A 16,936-nucleotide genomic window follows, 5' to 3' on the forward strand; every position below is an offset into this window, starting at 1 on the left:
AGGTGCCGCCCCCTTCTTCCGCTGTCCCGGGTCCGGGCGGCTTCCGGACCCGCAGACCCGGCACCCCGCCGTTGCACCGGATCCGACGGCACCACGCGGCGGGCACGAGCGGGCAGGACGACCGAGGTGGCACGTGCCGCCCGGCACCAGGGAGACCGGCATGGCTGACCACTTTCCGTACCGCATCGTCACCAGGAGAGGGGACCTGACGCTGATATGGCGGCCTGGAGAGGGCGATGCCTCCGATGAGTTCGCCGTCGACGAACGTGGCAGGCTCCTCGCGTTCCACGAGCACACGCCGCTGCAGGAACACTGTGACCGCAACGGCTGGAGGCTCCTCCAGGAGGGCGAGGGCACTCTCGACCTGGGCGTCGTACGGCGGTGGGTCGAGCACCCGGACCTCGGCTCGGCTTCGGCGGGGTTGCTGCTGGAAGCGTGGAACTTCTTCGAGGACCTGTCCCGCAGCCTGAGCGACGGCCCGCCCCTCCCGGTGCAGGGAACGGTTCACGACAGCGCCTACGAGAAGGTCTTCGGCGGTGAAGCGCTCGAACCGGCCGCCGGCGAGGGCGCGTGGACGGCTGAGGAGACCGCGGCCGTGCGCGAACTCCTCCGCGCGGGGCTGGACCTCTGGGAGCAGGCCGTGCACGGGTCGGGGACCGGCGGGGGGACCGGCTGACCGGTGGCGTCCGCTCGACCGGTAGCGACCAGTAGCGACCGGCAGCGACCGGCGGGGCAGCGGGGGTGGTGAACGTCCGTCGGGCCCGGAAATGCGCTGCGCATCATTCGAGTGCTGACGTACCATCCGGCAATCCGTTGAACGTTTGTTTGCATGAATGAGATGACATGGTGGGAATGGAAACCGAGCAGCCGCCCGAGAAGCGCAGCGGCCTCCAGGCGATCTGGGCCAACACCCTGGAGCCGGTGGCCCCGCTGCCCTGGTACCGCACGGTGCCCCGCAGGGCCTGGATCGGGGGCGGGGTGGTCGTCGCCCTGGTCACCGCCCTGACCGTGGCCGCCGTGACCGGTGCGGGAGCCCCGCCCCCGCACCGGATCGTCCTCGCGGACCGGATCGGCGACCACGAACGGATGCCGGACGACGAGGTGGTCGTGGCCGAACGCGGCCACCTGCAGAAGAACCTGACGGCGTTGAGCCGCTACCGGGACGTGTCGGTGGCGGGCTACGGCCCCGCCGGATCGGGCCGGAGCACCCTCCTGGTGGCCGGGATGACCGGCAGCTTCCCGGACGCCCGCGGGGAGTTGGACCGGCAGTTCGGCGGGATCTGGGGGTCCGACGTGTCCAGCCGGATCAATGAGACCGTGACCGGCCGCAAGGACTACCCGGCCGGCCCGCTCGGCGGCGCGCTCGACTGCGCGGTCCTGACGGCTCCGACCGCGTCCCGGACGATCTGTATCTGGGCGGACGGAATGACGGTCGGCGGCGTCATCGACGAGCAGGGCGTGACCCGCCTGGACGACCTCGCCCGACGTGCCCTGGAGATCCGTACGGCCGTCGAGGTCGAGGTCCACTGACCGGGCCTTCTGACGTGGTCTTCGCGGACGCCTCGACCGCGAAGACCACGACCGACCTCACAAGGAGCAGTCGATCGGTCGCCCGGCGCCCGCCTTCTCAGGTGAGGGTGGCGTCGAGGTAGGCGCGCCAGGTGGCGTGAACGCGCTGGGTGTGGGCGCCGTCGCCGCTCTCCCGTTGTCCGCTGTCCGCTCTCCCGCCGTCCCGGGGCGGGAGATACCGGCGCAGGGCGGGGAGCCCTGCGAGCACGGCCGGGTCCCTGACGTCGGCCCGGGAGAGGTCCGTGCCCCGCCGTGAGGCGCGCTTCGTCTGTAGCGTGTTTGCCGTGGTTATTTGTGCTCAGAATCTCTGGCTGCCAAGGTGTGCGCCATGAAGATCACGATCACCGTGGAGAATCCGACCCCCGAGGTGCTGGAGAAGCTGCTCGCCCTCGCCGCCATGCCGGCCGCCGTCGTGACCGCGGTGGCCGACGACCACTGGACCCCGGAGCGGGCCCGCTCGTACTACGACCGCCTGCCGCCAAGGGCGCAACAGATCCTGCTCCAGATCGTCGAAGGCGAAGGCGAGTGTGCCGCGGAACAACTGAAGGCGAACGGCCGGAGCCTGCGGGGATCCACCGGCGCCTTCCGCCGGGTGCTCTCGGAGGGCAAGCGAACAGGCCTCTGGCCGGAGGCCCTGCCCGTACCGGTGGTGTCCCATGTCGTCGGCGGGCAGCTCAAGAAGATCGAGATGCCGGGGCACGGTACGGAGCAGTACGTCCTCCCGGTCTTCGCAGCAGGGCTGGACGAGCTGCGGAGCGGCGACTGAGAAGGGCCTGCGGTGATCTGGCCCTGGCCGTTCGGTCCTTGTGACGACCACGGCGGTTCCCTCCGGCATCGGTGCCTTCCGGTTGACCGTCACCGCCTGGGACGCGGCGCGGTGAGGGGCCGTCACGCCAGCGTGTCGGGGTGAAACGGGGGCATGACGTCCCTGCCCCGCATGATCGCCGACTGTTACACGTTGGTGACGATCCGTCGACAACTGATGTCCGGTACATGGCGTCTCTATGGGTGGCCGAGCCCGAACCGCGGCATCGACGCCTTCGGGCCGAACAACCACCTCCCCTCGAAAGGGGTGCACCCGTGATCGCCTCCAAGCGGAACCACCTGCGCCTGGCCGCCGTGACCACCCTCGCCGTGCTCTCCCTCGGGCTGGCGGGCACCGCCGTGGCCGCCACCCCCGTCGCCACCACCAGCGCCGCCCAGCCCGCGGCCGTCGTGCAGGCGGACGCTGCGCAGGCCGGGATCACCGCCAAGCCGTCGGTGTCCTCCGTCCAGGCGTGGCAGCTGTTCCGTGTCACCGGCACCACCACCGGCCTCAAGGCGGGCAACACCGTGACCCTGCAGCAGAAGCAGCACGGCGCCTGGGTCACGCTGCCCGCCTCTGTCCACACCACCCGCACCGGTTCCTACTCGCTCGGTGTGAAGCTCGGCCTCAAGGGCCTGAACGAGCTGCGCATCATCAGCGGGAGCACCGCCTCCCCGGTCTTCACCGTCACCGTGCGCTGACCCATCAGCCCATCAGCCCATCAGCCCATCAGCCCATGGGCCATGGGCCATGGGCACACGGAGAAGGGGGCGTCCGCCGCGGCGGACGGCCAGGGGACGGTCGTCGCGAGACGGTCGTCAGGAACTCGTCGACGCCCTCGACCGCGACGTCCGTCGGCAGCGGCTGTGCGGCCCCCTGGGTGGGCTGGGCGTCGTAGGTGTGGACGGCGATCTCCTGGATCTGGTGCCGGGCCACGGCTCCGCTGGTCTCCGGGGCCTGCGAGCGGCCCCACCAGGTCCAGCAGCCGCGGTCCGGGCCGGCCTCGCGCATCGCGCATCGCGTCGAGCATGAGCTCGGTCGACTCGGCGAGCCAGGCGTCCAGGGCTTCGCGGTCGCGGGGCGCGGTCGGGGCGCCTTTCGGGTCCGTCCTCGCCGGGGGCTCAGCGTCCGGGCCCGCCGCGACGATGGCGGCCTGGCGGCGGCGGCCGTCGCCGAGGTGCTGCACCAGTTCGCGCAGCGTCCAGTCCGGGCAGGACGGGACCTGGACGTCAAGGTCGGGGGCGGACGCGATCGCGGCGCGGAACGCGGTCGAGCGGTCGGTGGTGAGGACGGCGCGCGGCTCGGCCGGGCCCGACCGAGCCGCAGCCGTGGTGACTCGGTCACCGCATCCGGCCAGAGATCCACCCTCAGGGAGTTCTGCTGCTGCAGCCCCACGAGTTGAAAGCGCGATCCGTTGATCGTCTCGTCGACCACCAAGGGGGACCGTGCTCCGACCGGACCTTGAGCGATGAGACGGTGTCGTCGAACTCGTCTCCGACGTACGCGGTGCTCCCGTGGAGCCCACCGAGCCGCCGTCGGTCTCCGGGTCGTCGTTGCCGTCGTGGAGCACGAGGCCGACGCCCTTGACGTCGCGGTCCGTGAAGATCTCGACAGCGGTTCCTGTGACGGAGACGATGCCGTCCTTGTTCGCCGGAGCCATGCTGCGAACCTCCGACGTCGAGTGAACAGCGCCAAGGTAGCTGTGATCACCGGCTTCGTCCGGCACACCCACGAGGACTGCCCCGACGACCACCGGCTCGTCTCCTCCGGATCCGGTCGGTCCTCAGGCCTCGTCGGCCCAGATCGCCCTGCGGCCGTCGGGCTGGATGTGGACCGTCATCGACATCTCGCGGTAGACGGACACGTCGTCCGGCTCGCCGACCTCGGCCCGTGCCTGGAACGCGGTCGCCGGGAGCAGCGGATGGACGCACTGCTCCGGGGGGCTCAGCAACGACTGGCCGGGCGCCACCACGACCCGCACACCCGTGCCCCAGGACCCGGGGCACGGGTGGATGTCGCGGGCGCGCACCCAGCCGACCTTGGCCCGTACCGTCACCGCCGCGGGACCGGTGTTGGTCAACAGGACCGCGAAGCTCAGGCCGGACTCGTCCACCCGGGTGCACGGCGTCCACGCGAGACCGTTGACGTACCGGACCCGCCCGCAGCGGTGATTGCCGCCGATCTCGGTCCGTGCCCCGGCGGCCGGGGAGAACAGCGGCAGATCCGGACGCTCCGGGGCAGCTGTCGACAGGTCCGCCGGGACGCTCGCGGCCGGCGGTTGCGGCGGTGGTGCCGACGTCGCCCGGTCCGTGCCGGTTCCGCCGCGCTCCGACAGGAGGAACAACGGCGGGACGGCGGCCGCGACCAGGACGGCCGCGGTCGCGGGCAACCACCGGCGTACGGTGGCGCGGTGGAGGCGCGCGTCCATGGTGTGCGCCGTCGCAAGCCCCTCGACGGTGCCGCTCGTGATGCGCGCGCTCGGGGTCGCTTCCGTGTCCGTGTCCGCGCTGTCGTCTGCGTCCGCGCTGTCGTGCGCGTCTGCGCTTTCGTCCGCGTCCCCGCCGTCGGCGTCGCCGAGGTGGGCGACCACCTTCCGTCGCCACCCCGCGCCGCCGAACTCCACCAGCCGGGCGCGAAGCGCGGCGATCTCCTCGCCGTGCCCGATCAGCAGGTCGGCCGTCGTGGCGGCGTCCGGACGCAGCACCTGGGCGAGCGCGGCCGAGTCGGCCGGTGAGGGCACCCGGTTGGCCTTCGCGACGAGGAGTTGCCGGTGCCCCTTCAGCCAGTAGGACAGCAGCGGCTCGTCGATCCGGTGCCCCGCCAGCTGCAGCCGGCGCACCAGGACCTTGCGCGACGGCCGCTGAGCGCCGTCGGTGACCTCCGCCAGGCACCGGGCCCACTCGTCCAGGGCCCGGGCGAACGCGCCCGCAGCCTCCTCGAAAGCCTTCTCCCGCTGCTCCACAGGCGTCCTCCCGGGTGGTTCGGCCTGCACCGCGCGCCGCTCACGTGCAGGTCAGCGCGGTGCAAGACAGAGTGCAAGTTCCACTGTTCCGCACCTGATGGACGGTCAACCCCACTGGCCGGGAGGCTCGGTGACGGCGCCGGAACCGGCCCGCCGTACACGGCGCACCGCGCCCTCCGTGCCAGGGCACACCACGGCCCGTCGCCCCGACGCAGGACGCAGGACGAAACAAGAAGCAAGAGCAGGTACAGGAACAGGAGCAGGACATGCGGACGAACCACTCGCGCTCCCACCGCGGCACCCCCCGGCAGGCCCTCACCCCGCTGCTGCTCGCCGCCGGCCTCACGGCCGCGCTCGCGGCCGGCACCGCGCCCGCGGCGCAGGCGACGACGCAGGCGGCGGCCCGGACGGCGGACAACGGTGTCCGGCTGGTCTTCGTCAAGAACCACGAGCACCCCGACCGCTCCACCCTCTCGGTCCGTGTCGGCGGCGAAACCATCGCCTCCTACCGGGCCGGTTCCGGCCTCGGCGCGAGCGCCGAGGGCCGCGACAGCTGCCGGACCAACAAGGGCTGGCTGCCCGACGGGACCTACCGGATCGAGGGCCACGAGCGCCACCGCGACCGCACCATCAAGGGCTTCGCCATCGCCCTCGCCGACAAGAAGTGCTCCGACGGCACCCTGCGGTCCGACCTCTTCATCCACAGCGAGATGAGGGCGGACGGCAACCAGGGCACCACCGAGGCCACGCGCTGGGACGGCGACTCCGACTACCGCTCCTACGGCTGCATCAAGCTGAACCCCGACCACATCAAGGCGCTGTTCACCAAGCTGGACGACCGGGGCTGGCCCACCACCCTGGAGGTCAGCGGCTGATCCGTCCACCATCGCGGGCCGCGCGTCGGCCGGGAGACATCTTCCGGCCGACGCGCGGCCCGCCGGCCTGTCGCCCCGCGGCTCCGGACGGCCGCCCGCAGTGTCAGCGCGCGTCGGCCCTGATCCCAGCCCGGCGCCGGACCTCTGCGGCCTGCTCTCGCGCCGCTGTTGCCTCTGCTCCGGCTCTGGCCCGGTCCTCCTCGAAGACCAGCGCACGGGCCGACGCCTCCAAGGCCCCGGCGATGCTCTCGCGCCAGTCGGCGAACTCGACGGAGTCGGCGTCGGGTGGCTGCTGCGACTTCACGAACCGGAGGTGGCGCAGGGCATGCTTGAGCGCGGGGTCGACCACGAGGCTTCCTTTGATCGGTACGCGGTCAACCCCATCGTGCACCACCGTCACGGCGCGGACCGCGCGGTTCGGGCGGTCCGGGTGTGGTGGTCCAGCAGGCGGGTGAGCAACTGGGTGAACTGGTCGCGTTCGGCCGGGTTCAGTGGCGCGAGCAGGTCGTCGTGGAGGTCGTCCAGGACCTCGTCGAGGTGCTGCAGGTGACGCCGGCCCCGGGCGGAGATCGTGATCATGTTGCGGCGCCGGTCGTCGGGGTCCGGCACCCGTTCGACGAGGTCGCGTTCGGCCAGTTCGTTGAGGACGCCGACCATGTCGCTGCGGTGGATGCCGGACCGCCGGCTCAGCGTGGCCTGGCTGCCGGGCCCGTACTCCTGCAGGGAGGCGAGCACGGCGTAGTGCCACTTGCGGGCGTCGACCCGGGCCAGGCCCTCGTTGATCAGGCGGTCCGACTGCGTGGTGAGCTGTGACAGCAGGCGGCTCGCCCGACGGCGCAGCCGGTCGGGGGTCTCGGGGGCGCCGTCGTCCGGCGCCCCGTCCTCGGGCGCGGCGTTCTCGGGCGGATCCGGGGTTTCGGCTCTGCTCATGGGACCCTCCTCTCCATTGCGTTAGTGAGACTAACGATGTACGTTCGCTCGTGCCAAATCGTTAGTGAGACGAACGTTTGTTGAGAACGTGAGAGAAGGAAGAGCCGCCATTCCCACCACGACGCTGCAGATCCCCACCGAGGACGGCCAGGCCGACGCCTTCGCCGCCTTCCCCGACGACGGCGGGCGCCACCCGGGGGTGCTGATGTACGGGGACGCCTTCGGCATCAGGCCCGCGCTGTGCGAGATCGCCCGCGAACTGGCCGGGCACGGGTACTACGTGCTCGTCCCCAACTTCTTCCACCGGCACGGTCCGACACCGGTGGTCGACCTCCCCGCGCACATCGGGGAAGACGCCCGGCCCGCGCTCGTCGCCCAGGTGATGCCCTTGATCAGGGCGCACACCACCGAACGCGTCCTGAGCGACGCCGAGGCCTACCTCGCGTTCCTCACCGGCCGGCCCGAGGTCAGCGCCGGACCGGTCGCGGTGACCGGCTACTGCATCGGCGGCCTCCTGGCGCTGCGCACCGCCGCGGCCCACCCGGGCCGAGTGGCCGCCGTCGCCGGATTCCACGGCCCCGTGGGCGCGGACGGGCCGGACCGGCAGCGCCTCCTCTCCACGCTCACCGCCGAGGTCCACCTCGGCCACGCCGAATCCGACCTGACGCCCGAGGACCTCGGCGAACTCGACCGGGCCCTGGACGCCGCCGGTGTCGGCTACACCTCCGAGATCTACCCCGGCACCGTGCACGGCTTCACCATGTCCGACACCGACGCCTTCGACCCCGCCGCGCTGCAGCTCCACTGGGACCGGCTGCTGCCCCTCCTCGGCCGCACGCTCACCACGGGCTGACATCCGCGCCGGCCCGCACGCCGAAGCGACGGCGACCGCACTGCTCGGCGGCTCCCTCGAACCGAAGTCGAGCGTGCTGTACTCGGCGTACCTGCCCGCCTGACGTCGACCGGTCCCTACCTCACCGCCCCGCACCGCTCGGGCGGCGAGGGCGTGCGCGGTCAGGCGTCGAGGGCGTGCCCCGTCGTCGCGTCCACGTGGGCGGGGACCTCGTCGTGGCGGTCGCCCACGGTGGGCGTGCCGGTCGGCTCGAACATGAGGATCGCGGCGCCGGTCGGCGCGGACGGCTTGTGCTCCGTGCCGCGGGGGACGGTGAAGACCGCCCCTCGCGGCAGCACGACCGTGCGCTCGCCGGCGGGCTCACGCAGGGCGATGTGCAGTTCCCCGTCGAGGACCAGGAAGAACTCGTCGGTGGTGTCGTGGGCGTGCCAGAGGTGCTCGCCCTCGACCTTGGCGACGCGGACGTCGTAGTCGTTGACGCGCGTCACGATGCGCGGGCTCCACAGGGCGTCGAAGGAGGCCAGCGCCGTGTGCAGGGAGACGGGTCGGTTGCTCATGGGCCCATCCTGCGCCGCGACGCCCGACCGGCGTGAGTGCTAGGAATCGCACATGACGAAAGAATCCTCGCAGCACGTGCGCGCGGCGGGTGTCCACCGGGTGGTCGTGATCGTGGACGAGAACTCCAACCCCTTCGAGCTGGGCTGCGCGACCGAGGTCTTCGGCCTGCGCAGACCGGAGATCGGGCGCGACCTCTACGACTTCGGGCTGTGCTCCCCCGAACCGCGCACCCTGATGCGCGACGGGTTCTTCACGCTCACCGGGGTCGCGGGCCTGGAGGCGGCCGACACCGCGGACACCCTGATCGTCCCCAACCGTCCCGACCCCGAGGTGCCCCGCCGCCGCGCGGTGCTGGACGCCGTCCGGCGGGCGCACGCGCGCGGGGCACGCCTGATGGGCTTCTGCAGCGGGGCCTTCACCCTGGCCGAGGCCGGCGTCCTCGACGGGCGCAGGGCCACCGCGCACTGGCAGTGGGCGGACTCCTTCCGGGCCCGGTTCCCCTCCGTCCACCTCGAAACGGACGTGCTGTTCGTGGACGACGGCGACATCCTCACCGCCGCCGGGAGCGCCGCCGCACTCGACCTCGGGCTGCACGTGGTCCGCCGCGACCACGGCGCGGAGGTCGCCAACTCCGTCAGCCGACGGCTGGTCTTCGCGGCGCACCGGGACGGCGGACAACGCCAGTTCGTCGAGCGACCCATGCCCGACCTGCCCGACGAGTCCCTCGCCCCGGTCCTCGCCTGGGCACAGGAACGGCTCGACGCGCCCCTGACAGTGTCGGACCTCGCGGAACGGGCGGCGGTCAGCCCGGCCACACTGCACCGCCGCTTCCGGGCACAGCTGGGAACGACCCCGCTGGCGTGGCTCACCGCCGAACGGCTCACCCTGGCCTGCTGGCTCATCGAACGGGGCGAGAGCCGCTTCGAGGTCGTCGCCCGCCGCAGCGGCCTCGGCACCGCCGCCAACCTGCGGGCGCTGATGCGCCGCGGGACGGGCATCACCCCGACCGCGTACCGGCGCCGCTTCGGGCCCGAGGCCGACTGACGCACGCCCGGGCCGGCCGGCGGCCGCGGCACCGGAAGTCGTGCGAGACCTGGGGCGTTCCGCACGAGGCACAACGCCCGGAGCGCGCCGTCGAGGCGTCGCACCTGCGCGGGGAGGTCAATCCCGGCAGCGGCTTCGTGAACGGTGAACCGGTCTCGGATCAGCGGCCGGGCCGCTCGTGGAGGGCGCCCGGCGGATGTGCGCGGGCGGCGGGCGGGGTTTCCCCGGGAAAATCTCCCGCGCCGCGCGACATCCTGGCGGCCCGCGTAGTCATGAGGGGTATGCACGGGGATCGCGAGACGAGGGAACGGGCGGGGACCGAGTGAAGTCTGCACGGGAGAACGAGTACGTGGAGTTCGTGGCCGCGAGGGGGAAGGCGCTGTACCGCTCGGCGTACGTCCTCGCGGCGGGTGACGCGCACCTGGCCGAGGACCTGGTCCAGGAGACCCTCGGCCGGGTGTACGTGCACTGGAAGCGGGTGGCCGGTGCGGACAACCCGGCGGCCTACGCGCAGACGGTGCTGGTCCGCACCTTCCTCAGTCTGCGGCGTCGGCGCAGCAGCACGGAGCGCCCGGTCGGGAACCTGCCCGACGGGGCGGCGGCCGGGCCGGACACCGCGCTGCGACTCACGCTGCTGGACGCGCTCGGTCAACTCCCGCCCCGCGACCGGGCGGTGCTCCTGCTGCGCTACTGGGAGGACCGCAGCATCGAGGAGACCGCGCAGATGCTGAAGCTGAGCAGCAGCGCGGTCCGTTCCCAGGGCACCCGGGCACTCGGCAGGGTGCGTGCGCTGCTCGGTGACAGCCTGTCGGACCTGGTTCCGCACTGAGCACGCCGAGCAGGTCGCAGCAGTCGCACAACCCCCCCATCAGCACACAGAGAAGGTGACGCCGGCATGCCGTTCGAAACAGACCTCGCCCGTGCCCTCGACCGTACGACCGATTCCCTCGATCCCGATCTCACCGCGCTCCTGGGCGGAGCCGTCGAGCGCGGGCGGAGCCGCAAGCGTCGGCGCGTCGCCGGCGTCGTCGCCGCCGGGGCCGGTGCCTGCGCCGCGATCGCGGCGGTGGGCCTGGTGGTTCCCGGAATGCTCGGGAGCCGTCTCGGGGGATCCGACCGGGAGATGACGCCGATGGCGGCGCCCCGGACCGCGATCACCGACACCCAGATGATCCAGGCCCTGGAGGGCACGTTCCCCGGGGGCCGGTTCAGCGAGGAGAAGGGACAGGGAAACGACCCCGCGGACCCGTCCCGCGGCCTCGTCGCCAACGGCAGCCTGGTCCTCGACGACGGCCAGGGCCTCGCCAGCGTCGGGGTCTCGGCCGTGCGGCTCCAGCTGCCGCTCAGGGACGGGGACGGGCTGAGCTGCGACCAGGCACCCGCGCGGGCCGACGGTGACACCTGCACGCTGCGCGAGCTGCCGAGCAGCGCCGAGATCCCCGGCGGGGCGCTGGTGATGTCGGAGCGGAACGTGGCCAAGCACACCGGCAACGTCGATGCCGCCCACCGCTGGACGGTGACGGTCACCCTGAAGGCGACCGGTGCGCAGCTCCAGATGGTGCAGTGGAACAGCACCGGCGGTGGCACGGGCAGTGAGGTGCCGAAGCCGACCCGGGCCGCGCCCCCGCTCACCGAGCAGCAGGCGGTGGCCGCGCTCACCGGCACCACCTGGGCGCCGATCCTCGCGGCCCTCGGCTGACGGTTCGCCGGGGGCAGGGGGCAGGGGGTCGGGGGTCGGGGGAGGCGGCGGCGATGCTCGCGGACGCCCGCGCGTTCCGGTCGGCCCGCTACGGATGCCTGACCGACCCGCAGGACGGAGCCGCCTTCGGCGCGTTGGGGGCGGTGGTGCGGGAGACGGGTCGGTCGGCGGTCCTCACCCGGGTCGAGAACGGTCGGTCTTTCCGATGTCTTGACGAACTCATGACACTGGCGGACCATCATGCTGGCGCGCGCCTCACCTCCTCCACCGTTCCGCCCCCACGGACCCCCCACAGGAGGACAGTCATGCGACTGCCCCGCCGAGGGAAGCCCGCTGCGGCCACCGCCGTACTGCTGGCCCTCGCCCTCGCCACCCCGATCACCGCCCGGGCCGCCTCCCCCGACCGCCCGGCCGTCCCCGCATCCGCGACCGCCGACACCGGCGCCGAGGCCGACTTCGGCACCGACGCGGCCCGGCAGTACCGGCTCGACGGCCCCCGGACCGTCGCCGAACGCACCGCCGTCGCCGCCACCGGCGCCTCCGTCGACGCCGTCCTGCCGGACGCGGTGGTGGTCACCGCGACCCTCGCCGAGACCGCCCGGCTGCGGGCGCTCGGCTGGTCCCCGGTCGCGCTGCCCGGCCCCCGCTACGGCGACGGGTCCGGCAGCGAGGGAGTGGCCGGCGCGGTGTACGACTTCCCGCAGGCCGACTCCGGCTACCACAACTACGCCGAGGCCACCGCCGACATCGACGCCGTCGTCGCCGCGCACCCGGACATCATGAGCAAGCGCGTCATCGGCACCTCCTACGAGGGCCGGCCGATCGTCGCGGTGAAGATCAGCGACAACGTCAACACCGACGAGAACGAGCCCGAGGTGCTGTTCACCGCCCACCAGCACGCCCGCGAGCACCTCACCGTCGAGATGGCGCTCTACCTGCTGCACGAGTTCGGCGACAAGTACGCCACCGACAGCCGCATCGCCGACGCCGTCAACAGCCGTGAGATCTGGGTGATCCCCGACCTCAACCCGGACGGCGGCGAGTACGACATCGCCACCGGCCGCTACCGCAGCTGGCGCAAGGACCGCCAGCCGAACGCCGGCAGCAGCAGCGTCGGCACCGACCTCAACCGCAACTGGAACTACAAGTGGGGTTGCTGCGGCGGCTCCTCCGGCTCCACCTCCAACGAGACCTACCGGGGCAGCGCGCCGGAGTCGGCCACGGAGACCAAGGTGGTCGCCGACTTCGTCCGCAGCCGGGTCGTCGGCGGCAAGCAGCAGATCACCGCCGCCATCGACTTCCACACCTACAGTCAGCTGGTGCTCTGGCCGTTCGGCTGGACCACCACCGACACCCCCGCCGGCATGACCGCCGACGAGTACAACACCTTCGCCACCCTCGGCCGCACCATGGCCGCCACCAACGGCTACACGCCCGAGCAGTCGAGCGACCTCTACATCACCGACGGCGCGATCGACGACTGGCTGTGGGGCGCCCAACGGGTCTTCGCCTACACCTTCGAGATGTACCCCGGCCCGAGCGGCAGCGGCGGAGGCTTCTACCCGCCCGACGAGGTCATCGGCCGCGAGACCAGCCGCAACCGCGAAGCGGTCCTGCGGCTGGTGGAGACGGCGGACTGCGTCTACCGAGCGATCGGCAAGCAGCAGCAGTACTGCGGCATCCCCGCCTGACCGACCGCCACGCGGGCGGCCCGGGCCGGTCGGGACGGGTCGGGACCGGCCGGACCCGGCGGGCCGCCCGGAGCCGGAGGAACCACCGGATGCCCGGACCGCTCCGCGGCAATGCCGTTGCTCGAGGCGGGCGGTGGGGCATCGGCCTGCGGCCGATCCGGCGGTGCCGTGCCCGGGCCGCTCCGTCCGGCCGGACGGCGGGTGGGGCGCCTTCCCCCGGGTGCCGGTGGCTTCCAGCCGCGCGGGGAGTCGGCGGGGGCTCCTCCGGCCATCGGGCAGGTCGTTGTTTCGGAGCCACTCGGGTAGCGTGATTCGGGGCCGGTTGTCGGGCAACAGGGGAGGCCGAGTGAACTGGCGGAACAGCGGCAGACCGTGGCCGGGACGACGTGGGGCGCTGGTTCGGACGGCCGAGCCGGGCGGCTGCTGGTGCCGGGGCACGACGGCTACTGATCGGGACGGAACGATGCCGCAGTGACCACCCCGAACAAGATCCCCCGCCAGTCCGCGCTCCGCCGTGGGTTCGCCCTGGAATACGCCACGCTCGGCTGGAACACGGTCGGCATCGTGGTGCTGGCCGTGGCCGCGACCTCCGCCCGCTCAGTGGCCCTGGCCGGCTTCGGTCTGGACTCGCTGATCGAGATCGGCGCGTCCACCGTGGTGATCTGGGAACTGTCCGGCACGGGCGAGGCCCGCCGACGCCGCGCACTTCGGCTGATCGGCGCCGGCTTCGCCCTCCTCGCCCTGTACCTCCTGGTGCAGTCCACCGTGGTGCTGGCCACCGGCTTCCACCCGCACCACTCCGCACTGGGTATTACCTGGACCGCGGTGACGGCCGCCGTGATGTTCGCCCTGGCAGCGGGCAAAGCCCGTACTGGCGCCGCGCTGGACAACCCGGTCCTCAAGACCGAGGGCCGGGTCACCCTGATCGACGGCCTGCTCGCCGCCGCCGTCCTCGTGGGCCTGGTCCTGAACTCCACGCTGGGCTGGTGGTGGGCCGACCCCGCGGCAGGCTACGTGCTGGTCTACTACGCCGTCCGCGAGGTCCGAGAGATCTTCTTCGGCGAACACTGACGGGCCTGTCGCGTCACTCGACCGGGGCGGTTCCGCAACTCCCGGCCGATCATGAAGCTCTGACGGCAAGTCCTGTTCTTCCGACGCCTTCAGTGGCTCCCGATCTCGTTGCCCGACTGGCTCCCGTCCGACCTGCCGAGAACATCCTTTGGCTGTCGACGGTTCGCATGGCTGAAATGGCTGTCTTCCCAGGTCGTGACGTTTGTTCCATGGCAACGGCGATGCCGTGCGGTGGAAACTCGGGTCGCCGGGTGGCTGGTGTCCCCGGCCCCCGCCGGCGCCCAGGCGGCGCCGGACCCGCCGGACCCGGCCCGGCCGGTTCTCCTGGCGCGACATGAACTCCCGACCCGACCGGTCCTCCTCCGCCGTCGTGACCTCCGCGTCCGTCACATCGAGCGGCAGCATGACCGCGCGCACCGGATGGACGTCACGTCGCCGAGGTGCCCGGCCGCGCGGCGAGGCCAGAGCACAGGCACGACGCCTGGCGTACCGCCACCACCAGCGTCCTCGCAGCAGTGCGCAGCTCGTCACCCGAGCGGTGGGAGGCGAGGACGTCCGCGACGGCCGACCGGTGGCGACTGTGAAAATCGCTGTCCAATCACCGGAGCACGGTGATAGACATCCGGCGTGGAAAAGAATCTTGAGTTCCTCGACCTGCTGCGACTGATCGATGAACGGTCGACCGCCTTCCGCGCCGCGGTCGCCGCCGCGCCCAGTCTTGACGCACAGGTGCCGACCTGCCCCGGGTGGACGCTGTTCGATCTGGTGAAGCACCTGGGTGGGGGAGACCGTTTCTGGGCCGCCATCGTCGGTGCGGGGCCTGCCGACGCTCCCCCGGCCGAGGCCGCCGCTGCGCGCGCCGCTCTGGTAGTGCCGCGGGAGCGTGAGGTCCTGCTGTCCTGGCTGGCCGCGTCGACGCAGCTTCTGCTGAGCGCCCTGCGCGAGGCAGGACCGGAGAGCGGTTGCTGGACGTGGTGGCCTGCGTCGCAGTCACCGCCAACCTCCGGCGGTGTCGCCCGGCACCGGGTCCAGGAGACCGCGGTGCACACGTACGACGCCCAGCTCGCCTGGGGCGCCCCGCAGCCGCTGCCGGTCGAGGTGGTACTCGACGGTGTGGAGGAGTTCCTGTTCACCGTCTGCGGAACGCCGAGTGCTTGGCCGCACAAGCCCACGGCCTTCGACTTCCACGCCGCCGAGGGCCGCTCCTGGCGCCTCACGGTCGACGGCGACGGCGCGCGCTCCACCCGCATCCCCGCGCCCACTGCCGCGACCGGCGAGGACTCGGACGCAGCCGGCGCCTCCGTCCATGGCACGGCCAGTGAGTTGGTCCTCTACTTGTACGACCGTATCCCGGCCGAATCCTTGCACGTTGACGGAGACGCAGGGCTGCTCGACCTGCTCCGCGCCTGGGAGCCGGAGGAGAAGTAGGACGTAGCGGGGGCACATTCGCGAGGCGGCCGGGCAACGGGTTCGGCGGGCCGGAGGCAACGGCACCGCCCCGTGCCCGACCACCGCGGACGCGGGACGCTGGTGGCGTGACCCGAAGGATTCGGCGCTGCCCGTGGTGCCGGACGGCACTGCCGAAGGACGCGCCCGCCCGGCAGACGTTCTGCGGGCCGGCCTGCCGCAAGCGGGCCCGGCGCCGCCGCCAGCGCCGGGACCTGCTGACTCTCGGTTCTGCTCTCGGCCTGCCGCACCGGTCCAGGGCGCCCGCCTGCTGGCCAGGCTGCCGTCCAACACGCTCGGCGACGTCCGGCGGCGGGGCGGGGCCGGTCAGGCGGGCTCGGCCACCGCGTCCTTCTGCAGTTCCACCGCCGACAGCAGGCTCAGGCCCGGCTCCGCCTGGCGCAGCGCCTTCAGCGCGTGGACCGAGCCGATGTCGCCCGTGAAGCCGGCGGCGGCCAGCCGGGAGCGGACCCAGGTGGCACGCAGCCGGGTCTCCGTGGCGGCGGCGGTGGACTCGACCACTGCGACGGCGCGCTCCAGGCCCGGGCGTTCCTCCGGCGAGGCCTCGGCCAGTGCCTGCTTCAGGGCTGCCGCGACCGTGTCGGAGTCCCGGATGAGCAGGACGGAGTTGCGCTTGGTGTTCAGGTCCAGGAATCGTGCCATGGCTGGATGGTGGCCGACACGCTCCGTGTACGGCAAGAGATTTGAGGAACCGCAGAGCTTGGGCCGGGTGCCGTGCGGCCCGGACGCCCGTGGAGGTGCCCCGGAGGCACCACCACGGGCCGGCGTCTCACCGTGACGTCGCGACCGGGGACGCACTCCCGCCCGCCGTGGCGGCGGTCCTGGTGGCCCCGGCGGTCCCGGTGGCGCGGCGACGGCGGTAGTAGTGCACGGTGAGGACGCCGAGCAGCGGCCCCCAGGCGGCCAGCGGCCAGTACGAGCCGTAGAACACGACGGCCTGCCAGCCGTGCGGGTTCGTACCGGGGTTGACGTCGCCGTTGATCTTGCGGCCGATGCTGATCATGGTCAGTGAGTACGGCCACAGCAGGGTGTTCACCGTCGCACCGAGCCCGGCCGGGATGACGGCGGCGAGGACCGGCACCCGGCGGCCGCCCAGGCCGGGGATCCACCGGGGCCACACCTCGCCCCACTCGCTGACCAGGCCGACCGCGAGGAACGCCAGGGCCTCGCTGGTCAGGCTCAGCGCGATGACGTACCACCACTCGCCGCCGAACCAGGCCGGCGGCGGGCGGCCGTCGCTCGGGGCCTCCATCAGCGGCAACCGCAGGTCGACGCTCAGGATCCGCCAGAGGCCGGCGGGCAACACGGTCAGGGAGGTCGCGTACGCGGCCCGGACCGCCCAGCGGGGAACACCCGCCGCCGTCCGGCCGTGCAGCCTCGCCGCAATGGAGCGAACCGTCATGGGAAGTCCT

The 16,936-nt window shown here is 72.6% G+C and carries 19 protein-coding genes and 1 pseudogene; 12 read left to right on the forward strand and 8 right to left on the reverse strand.

Annotated elements, in window-relative coordinates:
• The first annotated feature begins 160 nt into the window (after nt 1-160).
• Both AB0D10_RS32085 and AB0D10_RS32090 read left to right on the forward strand, forming a co-directional pair.
• A complete protein-coding gene (locus AB0D10_RS32085; protein ID WP_360262473.1) occupies nt 161-676 on the forward strand; it encodes a hypothetical protein in 516 nt (171 codons plus the stop codon).
• 167 nt (nt 677-843) lie between these two features.
• Nucleotides 844-1,530, forward strand: a complete 687-nt coding sequence (locus tag AB0D10_RS32090; protein ID WP_360262474.1) for a hypothetical protein — start codon at nt 844-846, stop codon at nt 1,528-1,530.
• A 97-nt stretch (nt 1,531-1,627) separates the two neighbouring features.
• Here AB0D10_RS32090 and AB0D10_RS32095 read toward each other — a convergent pair whose 3' ends face one another.
• Nucleotides 1,628-1,777, reverse strand: coding sequence for a hypothetical protein (locus AB0D10_RS32095; protein ID WP_360262475.1), 150 nt, complete (start codon nt 1,775-1,777; stop codon nt 1,628-1,630).
• Between the two features lie 120 nt (nt 1,778-1,897).
• Between AB0D10_RS32095 and AB0D10_RS32100 the strand changes: the two genes are divergently transcribed.
• A complete protein-coding gene (locus tag AB0D10_RS32100; RefSeq protein WP_360262476.1) occupies nt 1,898-2,335 on the forward strand; it encodes a hypothetical protein in 438 nt (145 codons plus the stop codon).
• 314 nt (nt 2,336-2,649) lie between these two features.
• Nucleotides 2,650-3,075: a hypothetical protein gene (locus AB0D10_RS32105; protein WP_360262477.1), complete on the forward strand. Its 426-nt coding sequence runs from the start codon at nt 2,650-2,652 to the stop codon at nt 3,073-3,075.
• A gap of 86 nt (nt 3,076-3,161) precedes the next feature.
• On the opposite strand, the pseudogene AB0D10_RS32110 reads toward AB0D10_RS32105, so the two are convergent.
• Both AB0D10_RS32110 and AB0D10_RS32115 read right to left on the reverse strand, forming a co-directional pair.
• Nucleotides 3,162-3,626 (reverse strand): annotated as a pseudogene (locus AB0D10_RS32110) (maleylpyruvate isomerase N-terminal domain-containing protein); the annotation flags it as partial.
• Nucleotides 3,627-4,157: 531 nt separating this feature from the next.
• Nucleotides 4,158-5,336, reverse strand: a complete 1,179-nt coding sequence (locus AB0D10_RS32115) for a hypothetical protein (protein ID WP_360262478.1) — start codon at nt 5,334-5,336, stop codon at nt 4,158-4,160.
• A 266-nt stretch (nt 5,337-5,602) separates the two neighbouring features.
• Between AB0D10_RS32115 and AB0D10_RS32120 the strand changes: the two genes are divergently transcribed.
• Entirely contained in the window at nt 5,603-6,211 is a 609-nt protein-coding gene (locus AB0D10_RS32120) for a L,D-transpeptidase (protein WP_360262479.1), read from the forward strand.
• Between the two features lie 103 nt (nt 6,212-6,314).
• Here the strand turns inward: AB0D10_RS32120 and AB0D10_RS32125 are convergent, their stop codons facing one another.
• Nucleotides 6,315-6,560: a hypothetical protein gene (locus AB0D10_RS32125; protein WP_360262480.1), complete on the reverse strand. Its 246-nt coding sequence runs from the start codon at nt 6,558-6,560 to the stop codon at nt 6,315-6,317.
• 47 nt (nt 6,561-6,607) lie between these two features.
• Nucleotides 6,608-7,141: a MarR family transcriptional regulator gene (locus AB0D10_RS32130; protein WP_360262481.1), complete on the reverse strand. Its 534-nt coding sequence runs from the start codon at nt 7,139-7,141 to the stop codon at nt 6,608-6,610.
• Nucleotides 7,142-7,250: 109 nt separating this feature from the next.
• Here AB0D10_RS32130 and AB0D10_RS32135 point away from each other — a divergent pair, with 109 nt between their 5' ends.
• Nucleotides 7,251-7,994, forward strand: coding sequence for a dienelactone hydrolase family protein (locus AB0D10_RS32135; protein ID WP_360262507.1), 744 nt, complete (start codon nt 7,251-7,253; stop codon nt 7,992-7,994).
• A 161-nt stretch (nt 7,995-8,155) separates the two neighbouring features.
• Here AB0D10_RS32135 and AB0D10_RS32140 read toward each other — a convergent pair whose 3' ends face one another.
• Complete coding sequence (locus AB0D10_RS32140) at nt 8,156-8,551, reverse strand: cupin domain-containing protein (protein ID WP_360262482.1); 396 nt, start codon at nt 8,549-8,551, stop codon at nt 8,156-8,158.
• A gap of 52 nt (nt 8,552-8,603) precedes the next feature.
• On the opposite strand from AB0D10_RS32140, the gene AB0D10_RS32145 reads away from it, so the two are divergent.
• The 6 genes from AB0D10_RS32145 to AB0D10_RS32170 all read left to right on the forward strand — a co-directional run bounded on the left by AB0D10_RS32145 (nt 8,604) and on the right by AB0D10_RS32170 (nt 15,485).
• Nucleotides 8,604-9,596: a helix-turn-helix domain-containing protein gene (locus AB0D10_RS32145; RefSeq protein ID WP_360262483.1), complete on the forward strand. Its 993-nt coding sequence runs from the start codon at nt 8,604-8,606 to the stop codon at nt 9,594-9,596.
• Nucleotides 9,597-9,918: 322 nt separating this feature from the next.
• Complete coding sequence (locus AB0D10_RS32150; RefSeq protein ID WP_360262484.1) at nt 9,919-10,425, forward strand: SigE family RNA polymerase sigma factor; 507 nt, start codon at nt 9,919-9,921, stop codon at nt 10,423-10,425.
• A gap of 66 nt (nt 10,426-10,491) precedes the next feature.
• The gene (locus tag AB0D10_RS32155; RefSeq protein WP_360262485.1) at nt 10,492-11,295 is read left to right on the forward strand and encodes a hypothetical protein; all 804 of its coding nucleotides are present in this window, start codon (nt 10,492-10,494) and stop codon (nt 11,293-11,295) included.
• Between the two features lie 305 nt (nt 11,296-11,600).
• Complete coding sequence (locus tag AB0D10_RS32160; protein ID WP_360262486.1) at nt 11,601-12,986, forward strand: M14 family metallopeptidase; 1,386 nt, start codon at nt 11,601-11,603, stop codon at nt 12,984-12,986.
• A 471-nt stretch (nt 12,987-13,457) separates the two neighbouring features.
• On the forward strand, nt 13,458-14,057 hold the full coding sequence (locus AB0D10_RS32165) for a cation transporter (protein WP_360262487.1): 600 nt from the start codon (nt 13,458-13,460) through the stop codon (nt 14,055-14,057).
• Nucleotides 14,058-14,684: 627 nt separating this feature from the next.
• Nucleotides 14,685-15,485, forward strand: coding sequence for a maleylpyruvate isomerase family mycothiol-dependent enzyme (locus AB0D10_RS32170; protein ID WP_360262488.1), 801 nt, complete (start codon nt 14,685-14,687; stop codon nt 15,483-15,485).
• Between the two features lie 345 nt (nt 15,486-15,830).
• On the opposite strand, the gene AB0D10_RS32175 is transcribed toward AB0D10_RS32170, so the two are convergent.
• Nucleotides 15,831-16,166, reverse strand: coding sequence for a hypothetical protein (locus tag AB0D10_RS32175; protein ID WP_360262489.1), 336 nt, complete (start codon nt 16,164-16,166; stop codon nt 15,831-15,833).
• A 127-nt stretch (nt 16,167-16,293) separates the two neighbouring features.
• On the reverse strand, nt 16,294-16,926 hold the full coding sequence (locus tag AB0D10_RS32180) for a hypothetical protein (protein ID WP_360262490.1): 633 nt from the start codon (nt 16,924-16,926) through the stop codon (nt 16,294-16,296).
• Nucleotides 16,927-16,936 lie beyond the last annotated feature (10 nt).

Source organism: Kitasatospora sp. NPDC048545 (genome assembly GCF_040651155.1).
Classification (GTDB): domain Bacteria; phylum Actinomycetota; class Actinomycetes; order Streptomycetales; family Streptomycetaceae; genus Kitasatospora.

Coding starts and splice junctions, on each gene's coding strand:
- AB0D10_RS32155 (WP_360262485.1), top strand. CDS start 10,492: ATGCCGTTCGAAACAGACCTCGCCCGTGCCCTCGACCGTACGACCGAT.
- AB0D10_RS32160 (WP_360262486.1), top strand. CDS start 11,601: ATGCGACTGCCCCGCCGAGGGAAGCCCGCTGCGGCCACCGCCGTACTG.
- AB0D10_RS32145 (WP_360262483.1), top strand. CDS start 8,604: ATGACGAAAGAATCCTCGCAGCACGTGCGCGCGGCGGGTGTCCACCGG.
- AB0D10_RS32180 (WP_360262490.1), bottom strand. CDS start 16,926: ATGACGGTTCGCTCCATTGCGGCGAGGCTGCACGGCCGGACGGCGGCG.
- AB0D10_RS32085 (WP_360262473.1), top strand. CDS start 161: ATGGCTGACCACTTTCCGTACCGCATCGTCACCAGGAGAGGGGACCTG.
- AB0D10_RS32090 (WP_360262474.1), top strand. CDS start 844: ATGGTGGGAATGGAAACCGAGCAGCCGCCCGAGAAGCGCAGCGGCCTC.
- AB0D10_RS32120 (WP_360262479.1), top strand. CDS start 5,603: ATGCGGACGAACCACTCGCGCTCCCACCGCGGCACCCCCCGGCAGGCC.
- AB0D10_RS32130 (WP_360262481.1), bottom strand. CDS start 7,141: ATGAGCAGAGCCGAAACCCCGGATCCGCCCGAGAACGCCGCGCCCGAG.
- AB0D10_RS32100 (WP_360262476.1), top strand. CDS start 1,898: ATGAAGATCACGATCACCGTGGAGAATCCGACCCCCGAGGTGCTGGAG.
- AB0D10_RS32140 (WP_360262482.1), bottom strand. CDS start 8,551: ATGAGCAACCGACCCGTCTCCCTGCACACGGCGCTGGCCTCCTTCGAC.
- AB0D10_RS32175 (WP_360262489.1), bottom strand. CDS start 16,166: ATGGCACGATTCCTGGACCTGAACACCAAGCGCAACTCCGTCCTGCTC.